Annotated in this window: 13 protein-coding genes; 3 read left to right on the top strand and 10 right to left on the bottom strand. The window is 60.6% G+C overall.

The window, feature by feature from the left end; all coding sequences use genetic code 11:
• Position 1: 1 nt before the first annotated feature.
• The 3 genes from MCRY_RS09045 to MCRY_RS09055 are packed head-to-tail and all read right to left on the bottom strand — an operon-like array spanning position 2 to position 2297.
• Positions 2 to 619: a glutathione S-transferase family protein gene (locus MCRY_RS09045; RefSeq protein WP_085629165.1), complete on the bottom strand. Its 618-nt coding sequence runs from the start codon at positions 617 to 619 to the stop codon at positions 2 to 4.
• A 26-nt stretch (positions 620 to 645) separates the two neighbouring features.
• On the bottom strand, positions 646 to 1389 hold the full coding sequence (locus MCRY_RS09050; protein WP_085629166.1) for a sulfite exporter TauE/SafE family protein: 744 nt from the start codon (positions 1387 to 1389) through the stop codon (positions 646 to 648).
• The gene (locus tag MCRY_RS09055) at positions 1386 to 2297 is read right to left on the bottom strand and encodes a LysR family transcriptional regulator (RefSeq protein ID WP_085629167.1); all 912 of its coding nucleotides are present in this window, start codon (positions 2295 to 2297) and stop codon (positions 1386 to 1388) included. The genes MCRY_RS09050 and MCRY_RS09055 overlap by 4 nt, the downstream gene beginning before the upstream one ends.
• Before the next feature lie 126 nt (positions 2298 to 2423).
• On the opposite strand from MCRY_RS09055, the gene MCRY_RS09060 reads away from it, so the two are divergent.
• The 3 genes from MCRY_RS09060 (at position 2424) to MCRY_RS09070 (ending at position 5467) form a co-directional block, all read left to right on the top strand.
• Positions 2424 to 3401: a Bug family tripartite tricarboxylate transporter substrate binding protein gene (locus tag MCRY_RS09060; RefSeq protein ID WP_085629168.1), complete on the top strand. Its 978-nt coding sequence runs from the start codon at positions 2424 to 2426 to the stop codon at positions 3399 to 3401.
• A gap of 81 nt (positions 3402 to 3482) precedes the next feature.
• The gene (locus tag MCRY_RS09065; protein ID WP_085629169.1) at positions 3483 to 3980 is read left to right on the top strand and encodes a tripartite tricarboxylate transporter TctB family protein; all 498 of its coding nucleotides are present in this window, start codon (positions 3483 to 3485) and stop codon (positions 3978 to 3980) included.
• Entirely contained in the window at positions 3977 to 5467 is a 1491-nt protein-coding gene (locus MCRY_RS09070; RefSeq protein ID WP_085629170.1) for a tripartite tricarboxylate transporter permease, read from the top strand. The genes MCRY_RS09065 and MCRY_RS09070 overlap by 4 nt, the downstream gene beginning before the upstream one ends.
• On the opposite strand, the gene MCRY_RS09075 is transcribed toward MCRY_RS09070, so the two are convergent.
• The 7 genes from MCRY_RS09075 to MCRY_RS09105 form a co-directional block, all read right to left on the bottom strand.
• A complete protein-coding gene (locus tag MCRY_RS09075) occupies positions 5460 to 6878 on the bottom strand; it encodes a 3'-5' exonuclease (protein WP_085629171.1) in 1419 nt (472 codons plus the stop codon). The two genes, MCRY_RS09070 and MCRY_RS09075, sit on opposite strands and share 8 nt — an antisense overlap.
• A gap of 4 nt (positions 6879 to 6882) precedes the next feature.
• Positions 6883 to 7383 carry a hypothetical protein gene (locus tag MCRY_RS09080; RefSeq protein WP_085629172.1) on the bottom strand — a complete coding sequence of 167 codons (501 nt, stop codon included), beginning with the start codon at positions 7381 to 7383 and terminating at the stop codon, positions 6883 to 6885.
• Between the two features lie 25 nt (positions 7384 to 7408).
• Positions 7409 to 9232 (bottom strand): DUF294 nucleotidyltransferase-like domain-containing protein, encoded by a 1824-nt coding sequence (locus MCRY_RS09085; RefSeq protein WP_085629173.1) that lies wholly within the window; start codon positions 9230 to 9232, stop codon positions 7409 to 7411.
• A gap of 99 nt (positions 9233 to 9331) precedes the next feature.
• Positions 9332 to 11113 carry a sodium:solute symporter family protein gene (locus tag MCRY_RS09090; RefSeq protein WP_085629174.1) on the bottom strand — a complete coding sequence of 594 codons (1782 nt, stop codon included), beginning with the start codon at positions 11111 to 11113 and terminating at the stop codon, positions 9332 to 9334.
• Positions 11114 to 11118: 5 nt separating this feature from the next.
• A complete protein-coding gene (locus MCRY_RS09095; RefSeq protein WP_085629175.1) occupies positions 11119 to 11406 on the bottom strand; it encodes a DUF4212 domain-containing protein in 288 nt (95 codons plus the stop codon).
• 94 nt (positions 11407 to 11500) lie between these two features.
• A complete protein-coding gene (locus MCRY_RS09100) occupies positions 11501 to 12187 on the bottom strand; it encodes an adenylate kinase (protein ID WP_138488188.1) in 687 nt (228 codons plus the stop codon).
• Positions 12188 to 12192: 5 nt separating this feature from the next.
• Positions 12193 to 12842: AMP-binding enzyme (locus MCRY_RS09105; protein ID WP_139834093.1), on the bottom strand; the 650-nt coding region annotated here is incomplete at its 5' end.

A 12842-nucleotide genomic window follows, 5' to 3' on the forward strand; every position in this document is an offset into this window, starting at 1 on the left:
TCTAGATTCCGTGCACCGCCATCACGGCCAATGTCGCCGGGCGGTGCAGCATCGCGTCGTGATGTGCGGCCAGTTTGGGATAGTCTGACACGTCCACCCCTGCCTTTTCCATCCAGCGCGGCATCAGGAACAGGTAGGCGTCGCAGAACGTGTAGCGGTCGCCCATGGCCCACGGTCCCTTGAGGTGGTGGTGTTCCACCACGTCAGCGCAATCGCGCAGGTTGCTGGCAACCTTGGCTTTCATTGCCTCATGCGCCTCAGCGCTGTCGGCCCAGCGGGCGCCGCGTTGCATATGGGCAAAGGCCACATGCGCGGTGGCACAGAGATAGGCACACAGCGCATCGGCCTCGGCGCGCTCGAATGGCGTGTCTGGCAGCACATGTGCTTGCTGATGAGTTGCTGCGATATAGGTCAGGATGGCTGGATTTTCGGTGATCACGCCATTGGGCGTCATCAGCGCAGGCACGCGGGCCTTGGGGTTGATTTCAAGATACGCGGGTTCCGTGTTCGCCCCTTTCGCAATCGGCACCTCGTGCACCGCGTATTCTGCACCGACCTCCTCCAGCAGGATATGTGGAGCGAGGGCGGATGATCCCTTGGCGTAGTAGAGTGTCAGCACGTGGTGTCCTCCGGTTCAGGTTAAGGTCAAACCAGCGCACGGATCAGAATGCCCAGCCCCAAAAGCAGGGACAGCCCGATCAGCAGCCGTCTGAAGATGTTGTCCGAGATGCGCCGGAAAACCGCAATGCCGATCTGTGCAGCCACCAGTGATGTGGGCAGGGCGATCAGGAAAGCAGTGACCGTGGGCGCGGTATATGCGCCACGCCACCACAGCATGACGGTTGTGGTAAACAGAACGCTCATGTTGAAGGGTTGCAGCACGGCGCGGGTTTCGGCCTTGGGCCAAGGGCGCATCGAACACCAGATGACCGGCAGAGCACCAGAGAGCGAGGCCATACCGCCCAACACGCCGCCGCTGAGGCCGATCAAGGAATCGAGCACCGGTGTGCGTCGTTCGAATTTGGGCAGGTTGGCGCGGAAACTGAAGAAGCCGCCGTAAACCAGCAACAGCACACCAATAATCAGCTTGAGCGTATCCGCGTCGATGAAGCTGAGCAGTGAGATACCCACAGGCACACCCAAGAGGCCAGGGATGATAAAGCGCATCAGTCGCGGAACATTGCGGGTCAGCGCCTCGCGCACCACCCACAGGCCCTGAATTCCAGTGACCACGGACATCAGCGACACGACAGCCACAGCGCTGATCGGGTCCAGCGCCACAAGGAAGAAACCCAGCGCGAAAAGCGCGGTCCCAGTGCCTGCCAATCCGTTGACGAACCCCCCGGCAAAAGCGCCAAGAGTGATGAAAAGGATCGCCGTGGTCGTCATGGCGCCTCCGGTAATGAGGGTGTCGATCCCTCTGCTTGCACTTCAACCGCGCGCAACAGCGCTGCATGGATTTCCTCGATCACGCGCAGTTTGGGGTGTTCTTTGCGATAGGCCAGACCCAGAACCCGGGATGGTGGCTTGGGCCCCAGCGTGACCCGGTTCAGCGGAATCGTGTAGGCGCTGGTCACGCAGGGGCGTGGGACAATCGAGACACCAAGGTTCGCATGCACCATGCTCGAAATCGCTTCGAGGTTTTCAAGCTCCATCGCTTCGCTGACGCGGATGCCGTTTTCCTGCAGCCATGTTTCAATCAGCGTGCCGACAACCGCATCGCGGTTGAAGCGGATAAAGGGCTGTGTTTCGAGGATCTTGGCAGGGTTTGTTTCAGTGACCTCCGCACCTGTGATCAGGTGCAGCGGCTCTTCCGCGATTTCCAGAAAGACAAGGCCAAGTGGCATCAGTACAGGCTTGGTGACAATGGCGACATCGTAATGTCCACGGTCGAGGCCCGACAACAAGGCGGCCGTTAAAGCTGGTGTGATCCGCACTCGAAGATCAGGGAACTTTGCCCGCAGGATCGACATCGACAGCGGAGCAAGACCAATCAGCGTCGTGGGCACCGCCCCCAGAACAACGTCGCCGGTCAGCCCGTCATCGCCCAGCACCGAAGGCACAAGGTTGTCGTAGTCCATCACAAGCTTGCGGGAACGGGCAACCACGGCACGGCCCAACGGTGTCAATTCCGGGGTCCGGTGGCTGCGGTCGAACAGAGAGATGCCGAGATCGGTCTCCAGCGTCCGCATCTGCTGACTGACGGCTGCATGGGTGATGAACACCGCATCCGCTGCCGCGCTGAAGGTCTTGTGGTCGGCAACGGCGACCAGCGTTTTTAGCAATCGGATGGACATAGAGGTGTTTGTGTTCGTTTTGCTTACAGAACTTGTAATTTTTTATTTCTTCGTCAAAGCTCTACTTAAGGTTAACGTAAGTCAAGAGCTCGCAATAGGGCCAAAATTTCAATTTGGGAGGAGACTATGAAACTACGGACTCTAGGGTCGGCATTGGCGCTCGGGGTGGGCCTCATTGCTGGAACGGCAATGGCGGAATACCCTGAACGCCCGATCAACATGATCATTCCTTACGGCGCCGGTGGTGCCACGGACATTTCCGCACGTACCATTGCCGAAGCATTGGGCACAGCGGCGGGCAAGCCGCTTATCATGGCGAACGTCACCGGGGCAGGCGGTGCGACTGGATCGGTCGCGGTGCAGAACGCCAAGCCAGATGGCTACACGATGCTGTTCGCACGTGTCGGATCGCATTCGGTAAACCCGGCGATGAAGGCGACCTTGCCCTACACGCTGGACGATTTCCGGTTTGTCACCGTCTACGAGATCAACCCGGTGGCCTGCGCGGTGCGCCCGGACAGCGGCATCGAATCGATGGATGATCTGGTTGCGAAAGTGGCCGAGGGCGGAGTGAGCTACAGCTCGTCCGGCGTTGGATCGTTGCTGCATCTTGCCGGCGCGATGGTGCTCAAGGAATTCGGCGTCGAAAACCCGCTGACCGAGGCCACGCACATTCCCCAGCAGGGGGGCGGCGCGGCTGCAACGGCAGTTCTGAACGGTACCGCGACCTTTATCTGCACCAACACATCCGCTTTGGCGAATTTCGTGGCGAACAACCAGCTCAAGGCGCTGATGGTCACCACCGAAGAGCCGGTTGTCGGCTTCGATGCACCCACCGCGAACGACCTGGGCAAGCCGCGCCTGAACGCGTTGGTTGGTTGGACCGGGATTGCCGGACCTGCCGGGCTGCCGGATGATGTCAGTGCCAAATGGGGCAACTGGATCACCGAAGCTGCACAGGATGCCAAGTTCGCCGAAACCATGGGGTCCATGGGCTCGGTCATCGATGTCATGAACCCGGAAGAGGCCATCGACTTCATCAATGGTCAGTACACGGTGTTCAAGGCACTGGTCGACGAGTTGGGAATGCGGATCGAAGGCTGAGGCCCTGATCCGATGACTCAGACCTGACTTGCGCCGGGGCCGTTTGGCCTCGGCGTTTCCACCTGCGGAGCCCACTTGCCAATGTCCCAGAAATCGCTGCACCTGCGCCTGGGGATCGTTGCATCCCTGTTCGCGCTTTTTCTCGTGTTCTACGCCATTCCCACCTATGTCTTCTCGCCATCCAACGTCGGCAACATTATTTTGTCGCCGAAATTCTGGCCCTATGTTCTGGCCGGGTTCACAGCAATTATTGGGCTTGGTCTGCTGTTCAACGCAGTCACCTCGGCGACAGACACCCCGTTCGAGGACGAGGAAACCGGCCATCCTGAAGGCTCGGCGCCGTGGATGCGGCTTGGCGCGCTGGGGGCGATCATGGTGCTGGTCATGGTCGGCCTGCCGCTTCTGGGCATGGTCTGGACCGCGATGCTGGCCTTTGCGGCCTGCGCCTTTCTGTTCCGCACGCGGCACCCGGTGGCCGCCCTTGTCTGCGCGGTGATTGTGCCGCTGCTGCTTTACGCGTTCTTTGCGCATGTCGCCGGTGTGGCGATCCCGCAGGGTGAATTCGTGAGGCTGCCATGAGCCTGATGGATTCTCTTGCCGCCGGCTTTGCGCTGGTCGGAAATATCGAAGCCTTCCTGATGCTGTTCATCGGCCTTACGGTCGGGGTCATTGCCGGGGCAATCCCCGGATTGTCCGCGACGATGGCTGTGGCGCTGACCTTGCCCTTCACCTTTGCGATGACGCCGATCAACGCGATCCTGCTTTTGCTCGGGGTCTACAAGGGCGGCATCTTTGGCGGCTCGATCCCCGCCATCCTGATCAAAACGCCGGGCACACCGGCATCGTCTGCCACGATCCTCGACGGCCACCCGATGGCGGAACGGGGCGAGGCGGGGCGCGCTTTGGGCATGGCGCTTTACGCGTCCTGTACCGCCGACGCGGTCTCGAACCTTGCACTGATCCTCTTTGCCGGGTGGCTCGCGTCTTTCGCGCTCAATTTTGGCCCGCCCGAGTTCTTTGCGCTGATCCTCTTCTCGCTGACCATCATCGCGGGCGTGTCGGGTGAAAGCCTGCTGCGCGGGGCGCTGTCGGCTTTGGCGGGGTTGCTTCTTGCGACCATCGGGCTTGACCTTGTCTATGGCACCAACCGCTTCACGCTGGGCAATCCGAACATGATGGGGGGGCTGAACTTCATCGCGGTGCTGATTGGTCTTTTCGCCATCCCCGAGATCATCTCGATGGCATGGAATCCGGTGGCGCATCTGGGCAAGACCCGTGCTCTGGGCAAATCGCGGTGCACATGGGCGGACTACAAGAACAGCTTCAAAAGCATCATCCGGGGCAGCATGATCGGCGTGTTCCTTGGCTCCATCCCTGGCATCGGGGCCGCACCTTCGGCCTTCCTCAGCTATTCTGAAGCGCGGCGCACCTCCAAGAACAAGGATAATTTCGGCAAGGGCGAAATCGAGGGGGTTGCAGCCTCAGAGGCAGGCAATAACGGCGTTGCCGGCGCAACCCTGATCCCGCTTCTGGCGCTGGGTGTTCCGGGCGACGTGATCACCGCGATCATCATCGGTGCCTTCATGGTGCACGGGCTGCAACCTGGCCCTATGATGTTCATCTTGAACGTGGACATCATCTACGGTCTTTTCATTGGCCTGATCGTCAGTTCCGTCTTCCTGCTCCTTGTCGGCTCAGTCGCGATCCGAGGCTTCCGCTTTGTGGCCGACGTGCCCAAGCGCATCCTGATGCCCGGTGTGCTGATCCTGTGCATCTACGGCGTCTTTGCGGTGAACAACAACATCTTCGACGTGGGTGTGATGTTCGTCATGGGCTGGGTTGGCTATATCATGATGCGCAACCGCATCCCGGCAGCCCCGTTCCTGATCGCGTTCATCCTTGGGCCGTTGCTTGAGGACAATTTCCGCCAGTCGATGCTGATGTCTGGCAGCGACCCAAGTATCCTGTTCCGGGGGCCGATCACCTGGTTCTTCTGGTTCCTGACATTTGTGACGGTGTTCGCCATCACCCGAAGCACCCTTCGCAAAAAAGTGCCGCTTAGTTGAGGTCTTCGAGGAGACGTCCATGTCGGCGCGTCTCCTCGATCACCTGACCGAAGGTGATCAGCCCGCGGGCCTCGAGCATCGGCAGCATTTTCACCAACACTTCAGCGGTTGCACGGGCATCGCCAAGCGCGGTGTGGCGCAGCTCTGTCGGGATGGTGACGTTAAGCCTTTCGCAGAGCGCATCCAGCGTGTGCCGTTCGCTTGCTCCGAACAGGACAGCGGACAAAAGAACCGTATCAAGGATTGGATGATCCCACGTGACCCCGGTGTCTTTGGCCTGACGGTGCAGGAACGCCATGTCGAAGGGCGCGTTATGCGCGACGATCACTGCGTCACGGGAAAAATCGTGGAACCGCTTGCCAACCTTGCGGATGTCGGGTTGGCCACGCACCATCGCATCGGTGACCTTGTGAACCTTGGTTGATCCGGGCGGGATCGGGCGACCGGGATCGACCAGCTGGTTGATGTGTTCACCCTCGATGATGCGCCCGTTCAGCACCCGAACCGCGCCCAGCTGCACCACATCGTCCTTGTGTGGCAAAAGGCCAGTGGTTTCGGTGTCGAACACCGAATAACACAAGCTGCGCAGCGGACGGTCGAGGATGTCCATCTCTGCGGCGCCCTTGCGCTGTTCCAGCAGGTCGAAATCATAGACCAACGGGCGTGCCGCATCGGGCGAGATGTCCAATGTCTGGCTGTCGATCACCATCAGGTATCCGCCGCCGTCCATCGGTTTCAGCTTTGTGTCAAAGCTTTGCGTCGCATCTTGCGATTGCGCCGTGAACGTCACGTCCATGCCGGTGCGACCTAGTTTGCTGACCGCGGCCCCAAGGCTACTGGGGTCGAAATAATCGGTGATCTGGGCATTCAGGCGCGGCACCCCCAACTGCGCCAGCACTTCGGCGCCCTGTCCGTCATAAAGCACGATCTGCCCGCTGGGTCCGACAAGGATGGTGGCCACCGGAATTTCGGTCAAAAGTGCGGTCAGCCGGGCCTTTTCGGCAGTCAGCCTTGCGGTTTCCGAAGCAATTGCCTGTGCTGTGGTCAATGCGGTGTCGGTCAGCTGTTGTGCCACCGCCGACGCTGCCGGGGCCAGATCTCCAAGGTAACGAGCGGCTTGCATATCCAATGCACCATCCACACCCGCATGGGCACGGGTGCGCATCTGTGCCGCCAACCGTTCGATTGGCTTGGCGACGTTTTCGTCAAAAAGCAGCCAGATGGACACTGTCAGCCCAAGGATCAGAAACGCGGCGAGGATCGCAGCGAAGGTAAATCCGTTGGCGACCGTTGTCTCGATCGCGCGGCTATAACCGAACCACAGCGCCACCCCGACCGAGGCCAGACCTCCAAATCCCAAAAGGCAAAAGAACAGAAATATACGGACCCGCAGACTGAGGCTCGAGAGCATGGCACTATCCCCTGTCACAGACGCCACTGATGATAGGATCATCCGCAACCGCATCGCGCCAAACCGGATCGCCACCATCACCAAAAGCCGGATCGGCGCGCTGACCGGTAGAGCAATTCACCATAAGCTCCACCGCCTGCACTGTGCTCCAACGACGAAAGAAATAGACATCCGCCATGAAGAGCGCCGCATCTTCGGTGTTTGCACGCACATTGCCTGTATCCAGTGCGATGAAACGATTGGTATAGGGCGCAAGATAGGTCCAGGGCCTGTAGAACGCCGTACTCTCAGCGGTCTGGACGACCTCAACGCCTTCGGGCAAGGCTTCGGCTGTGCGGCTGTACCAGCTGTATTCGCTGCTTATCGTTGTGCCCAACATCGCAGCGCCTGCGGCCACAGGGATCAACCAATTTGGCACCCGGTCCCCCAGTGTGCGGGCGATGAGCATCATCACACCGGCCCCGGCAATGCCGGCCACGATCACCGCGATCAGTTCCAGAAACATAGATCGTCCTCCCAAACGATGCGCGTCAGCTTAGCATGCCGCGCCCGTGACCAACTGCCGATTGCAGCGACTTTATCACCACGAAAGCATCCCGAAGATGACTTCGCTCAAAGTCCGACAGATCTGTCGGGCTTAGAAAATTGTCTGGCATGATGCCAGTGCGAACCTGCTCTGCCTGATGTTCAAGCCGCGTCTCCGCGATCAGGTCATAGGCGTCGCGCAGATCCTGCCCGCCAGACGCGCTCAGCACCCCGGCGGCAATCGCAGCCTCAAGCCGGGCGGCGGTGTTTACCGCCGTCAGTTTGCCTTGCAAGGCGTAGATGCGCCCCAGGTCCACAACCGGAACCACGCCGTTGTGCTTGAGGTCGATCATGTTCTTGTGCTCGCCGGACCGGATCGTCGCGAAGCCGCGCAACAGCCCCAGCGGCGGTGTATGTTTGAGCGAGTTCGACACCATATGCGCCACAAAGATCGAATTCGCCGAGGCTTTGCGCAGGGTCTCGGCCTGCAAATCCTCGAACAGGCGCGTGGCACCGCCAATGGGCCGCAGGTCAAACATGACGCTGGCCAGCATCTGCGCCTCGGGCGAGGGGGTCTTGATCCAGCCTGCGAAATAGTCGCGCCAGACGCGCACCGGCTGCCGCCAGCGCGGATTGGTCGCCATCATGTCGCCGGGGCAATAGACATAACCGCAGGTGTCCAGCCCGTCGCAGACGAACCGCGCCAGCGCTTCGAAATAGGGCATGTCGGCGTCGGTCACGCTGTCGTCCAGAAACAGGCAATTGTCCTGATCGCTGACGCCCGTCTGCTCTTGGCGCCCCTGCGAACCGCAGGCGAGCCATAGATAGGGCACCGGCGGCGCGCCCAGCTTTTCTTCGGCCAAGGCCAAAAGGCGGCGCGTGACCGTGTCGGCGACATCGGTGATCAGCCGGGTGATGACCTCGTGACGGTTTCCGCCCGCCACAAGCTGAGCCAGCAATTGTGGAATGCGCCGGGTGACCTGCGCCATGTCATCGGCACTGCCGGAATGGGCGATTTCGGAGACAAGCTCTGCCGAGCTGACTGCCTGAAACCGGGTCAGATCCGTCTGGGTGACAATGCCCACCAGCTTGCCTGCTTGACAGACCGGGATATGCCCGATCCGCCGCTCCATCATCATGTGCAGCACATCCGACCCAATGGCCGAAGGGGGCAGGGTGACGGGATCGGGTGTCATGACCGTGGTGATCGGCGTGTCGAACGGTAACCCGTCACCGACCACCTTTCCCGACAGATCGCGGATCGTTGCGATGCCCTTAAGCGTTTCACCGTCTGCCACGCAGATCGACGACACGCGTGCATCGCGCATCAGGCGGGCAGCGGTCTGCACATCGGTGGCAGGTGGGCAGGTGAGAGGGGTGGTTGCCATCAACACCTCGACCCGCGTGGTCGCCAGATTGGCGGTGTTCGGCTTTTCGGTCCGGCTGCGATCAAAGAATCGACGGAACGCCGGGTCTTCGCTCATCGCCTGATGAAACCGCTTGGCAGGAAGCAGAAGAACGGTTGTATCGCTCACCGCGCGGGCTGAAGTCAGGCTGGCCCCGTCGCGCAGCAGCCCGCGTTCGCCAAAGGAATTGCGGGGCCCCAGCAACGAGATGGGCACGTCATGTTCATCGCGGATCTCCACGTCGCCGCGATACACGACATACAACCCGTCCAAAGGCGCACTCAGCGCGTAGATTTCACCCCCAGCCGTCACGGTTTTGACAGTCAAGGCGTCGATCAACGTCTGCAGCGCCGCGGGTTCCATCGCGTCATAGGGATGGATTGCGGACAGGAATTGGGCAATCGAAAGCGGATCAAGCGTCATGAAAAGACCTGTTGTCCTATGTAAAAAGTCCCGCCCCGGAATACCGGCGCGGGACCGCGTTGTCAGGGGTGCGCCGCCATGGCGACGCCTCCTGTTGGCTTAGTGGTCCTGAGCCGCGCCTGCGCCACGGGGCACGCGCACGCTTTCGACCAGCTCTTCGATCTCTTTCGGGATCGGACCTGTCATCTTGGACACGGTGAAGGCCACCGCGAAGTTGATGACGGCACCAACCGCACCAAAGCTTGTCGATTTGATCGTGCCAAGCAGCGGATCGGCATCGGTAAAGCTGTTGGTGTCAGGGATAAAGAACCAACCCTTGTGCAGGAAGATATAGATCACGGTCACGATCAGACCTGTCAGCATACCCGCAACCGCACCTTTGTTGTTCACCTTCGTGAAGATGCCCATCATCAGTGCCGGGAAAATCGACGCCGCTGCCAGACCAAAGGCCAGAGCCACGGTTTGCGCCGCAAATCCCGGAGGATTGAGACCCAGATAGGTTGCAACAGCAATCGCCACCGCCATCGCGATCCGGGCGGACAGAAGTTCACCCTTTTCCGAGATGCTTGGGTTCAGCTGACCCTTGATCAGATCGTGAGACACCGCCGACGAGATCGCCAACAAGAGACCCGCCGCTGTCGACAAGGCTGCCGCAAGGCCGCCCGCCGCCACCAGACCGATCACCCAACCGGGAAGGTTGGCAATCTCGGGGTTGGCCAGAACGAGGATGTCACGGTTGAAGTTGGTCAGTTCGTTGCCCTGCCAGCCATTTGCCGCTGCACGTTCCTGCATCGCCGGACTTGCATCGTTGTAGTACTGGATGCGGCCGTCGCCGTTCTTGTCTTCCCAGCCCAGAAGGCCGGTCTGCTGCCATGTTGCCATCCAGTCATAGGCCGGATCGGTTTCGATCTGTTCGACCGACACCGCTTCGCCGCTCGTGCCATTCGGCCAGAACTGTTCGGTGATGTTCAGACGGGCCATCGCACCAACAGCCGGAGCGGTGAGGTACAGCAGCGCAATGAAGACCAGCGCCCAGCCTGCGGACCAACGTGCGTCAGCAACCTTGGGAACAGTGAAGAAGCGCATGATCACGTGCGGCAGACCTGCCGTCCCGATCATCAGCGACAGGGTAAAGAGCACCATGTTGAACGTGTCGCCGTGGTGGGCCGTGTATTCGTTGAAGCCAAGCTCGGCCACGATCTGGTCCAGCTTCGCAAGCAGCGGCTCTCCGCTGGCTTGGTGTTCGCCGAACAGGCCAAGACCCGGGATCGGGTTGCCAGTCAGTTGCAGCGAAATAAAGACCGCCGGAATGGTGTAGGCCATGATCAACACGACATACTGCGCAACCTGCGTGTAAGTCACACCTTTCATGCCGCCGAACACCGCGTAGGCGAACACCACACAGGCGCCGATCAAAAGGCCTGCGGTGTTGCTCACCTCAAGGAAGCGGCCAAAGGCCACGCCCACACCGGTCATCTGACCGATCACGTAGGTCAACGAGGCCACCAGCAGCGAAATCACAGCCACAAGGCGGGCTGTCGGGCTGTAGAAGCGGTCACCGATGAATTCGGAAACGGTGTATTTGCCGAATTTGCGCAGATAAGGGGCCAGCAGCAGTGCCAGAAGCACGTAACCGCCCGTCCAACCCATCAGGTAGGTCGAGTTGTCATAGCCGGTAAAGGCAATCAGACCCGCCATCGAGATGAACGATGCCGCAGACATCCAGTCCGCCGCTGTCGCCATACCGTTGGTGACCGGGTGAATGCCGCGACCCGCGGCATAGAATTCCGATGTGGATCCCGCGCGGGCCCAGATCGCGATGCCGATGTAAAGCGCGAAGGACGCGCCCACAAAGAGCAGGTTGATGGTAAACTGATCCATGGCTCTTATTCCTCCTCGACGCCGTATTCTTTATCGAGCTTGTTCATCCGCCACGCGTAGAAGAAGATCAGCGCCAAAAAGACGAGGATCGACCCCTGCTGGGCGAACCAGAAGCCAAGATCGGTGCCGCCGATCTCGATACCGGCAAGCATTGGGCGCAGCAGAATGCCGAACCCGAACGAACAGATGGCCCAGATCACCAGGCTCACCAGAATGATGCGCACATTGGCCGACCAGTAGCCCGCGTCGGACTTCTGACCAGCCTGCGCCGGTTGTGATGTGTGGTCCGCCATAGCGGCTCCTCCTCTTCCCTCGTTGAACGTGCCCCGCAAGCGCGGGGAAACGTATCCCATGTGTCGCGGCAACAAGGCCGCGTGTGGCAACCGCTTAGGCGGTGGCCTTTGCGACGATCGCGCCAAGCTGTTTGGCGATGTCGTCAATGGCTCCCATTGCATCCACACGGGCAAGCGCGCCCTGTGCGTCGTAAAATGCAATCAAGGGGGCTGTCTGTGCATGATATGCATCAAGCCGGGCTGCGACGGTTTCCGCATTGTCATCGGCGCGGCGTTTGAAATCAGTGCCTTGGCACTTGTCGCATTGGCCTTTGGTCGCAGGTGCCTTGAACGTGTCGTGATAGCCTTCGCCGCAGCCACCGCAGGTGAAACGCCCGGAGATCCGGTCAACCATCGCGGCGTCATCGACATCAAGGCTGACCGCCGCGTCGATCTTTTGACCGTTTTCGGCCAGCAGCGTGTCCAACGCTTGCGCCTGCACCGTGGTGCGCGGGAACCCGTCAAGGATCACGCCTTTGGCGCAGTCGGCATCGGCCAGACGGTCGCGCAGGATGGCGATGACGATGGCGTCGCTCACCAAGTCTCCCGCTTCCATCACGGCCTTGGCCTGCTTGCCGGCATCGGTGCCAGCGGCTACAGCCGCACGCAGTAGGTCGCCTGTGCTGAGTTGGACAAGGCCGAACTGGTCTTCCAGCATCCGGGCCTGTGTGCCTTTGCCAGCACCCGGAGGGCCAAGCAGGATCAGAACCGGGGCGGTTGTGGGTGTTGTGCTTCCGTCCATCACCATCACCCCTTATTCATCCGATTTTCGATGAGGTCATCGACGACGGAGGGGTCAGCGAGAGTGGATGTGTCGCCCAATGCGCCGTAGTCGTTTTCGGCGATCTTGCGCAGGATGCGGCGCATGATCTTGCCGGAGCGGGTTTTCGGCAGGCCGGGGGCCCATTGGATGAGGTCGGGCGACGCGATGGGGCCGATTTCGGTGCGGACCCAGGTGCGCAGCTCTTTGGTGAGCTCGTCAGACGGCTCAACACCGTTCATCAGGGTGACGTAGCAATAGATGCCCTGACCCTTGATGGCATGCGGGTAGCCGACCACAGCAGCCTCGGCCACCTTGGCATGCGCGACAAGCGCCGATTCCACCTCTGCCGTGCCCATGCGGTGGCCCGACACGTTGATCACGTCGTCCACGCGGCCGGTGATCCAGTAATCCCCGTCCGCGTCGCGCTTGCAGCCGTCGCCCGAGAAGTAGTAGCCCTTGTAGTCCGAGAAATACGTCTTCTCGAACCGCTCGTGATCGCCCCAGACGGTGCGCATCTGCCCCGGCCAGCTGTCCTTGATCGCCAGCACGCCCTCGGTTGGGCTGGCATGGATTTCCTCGCCCGATTGCGGGTCGAGAACCACAGGGTGGACGCCGAAGAACGGCTTCATCGCAG

The organism is Marivita cryptomonadis (assembly GCF_002115725.1).
Lineage (GTDB): Bacteria > Pseudomonadota > Alphaproteobacteria > Rhodobacterales > Rhodobacteraceae > Marivita > Marivita cryptomonadis.

Bases quoted from the DNA above. Each gene is read 5' to 3' on its own strand.
- MCRY_RS09050 (WP_085629166.1), bottom strand. From the start codon at position 1,389: ATGACGACCACGGCGATCCTTTTCATCACTCTTGGCGCTTTTGCCGGG.
- MCRY_RS09055 (WP_085629167.1), bottom strand. From the start codon at position 2,297: ATGTCCATCCGATTGCTAAAAACGCTGGTCGCCGTTGCCGACCACAAG.
- MCRY_RS09060 (WP_085629168.1), top strand. From the start codon at position 2,424: ATGAAACTACGGACTCTAGGGTCGGCATTGGCGCTCGGGGTGGGCCTC.
- MCRY_RS09065 (WP_085629169.1), top strand. From the start codon at position 3,483: ATGTCCCAGAAATCGCTGCACCTGCGCCTGGGGATCGTTGCATCCCTG.
- MCRY_RS09070 (WP_085629170.1), top strand. From the start codon at position 3,977: ATGAGCCTGATGGATTCTCTTGCCGCCGGCTTTGCGCTGGTCGGAAAT.
- MCRY_RS09075 (WP_085629171.1), bottom strand. From the start codon at position 6,878: ATGCTCTCGAGCCTCAGTCTGCGGGTCCGTATATTTCTGTTCTTTTGC.
- MCRY_RS09080 (WP_085629172.1), bottom strand. From the start codon at position 7,383: ATGTTTCTGGAACTGATCGCGGTGATCGTGGCCGGCATTGCCGGGGCC.
- MCRY_RS09085 (WP_085629173.1), bottom strand. From the start codon at position 9,232: ATGACGCTTGATCCGCTTTCGATTGCCCAATTCCTGTCCGCAATCCAT.
- MCRY_RS09090 (WP_085629174.1), bottom strand. From the start codon at position 11,113: ATGGATCAGTTTACCATCAACCTGCTCTTTGTGGGCGCGTCCTTCGCG.
- MCRY_RS09095 (WP_085629175.1), bottom strand. From the start codon at position 11,406: ATGGCGGACCACACATCACAACCGGCGCAGGCTGGTCAGAAGTCCGAC.
- MCRY_RS09100 (WP_138488188.1), bottom strand. From the start codon at position 12,187: ATGGACGGAAGCACAACACCCACAACCGCCCCGGTTCTGATCCTGCTT.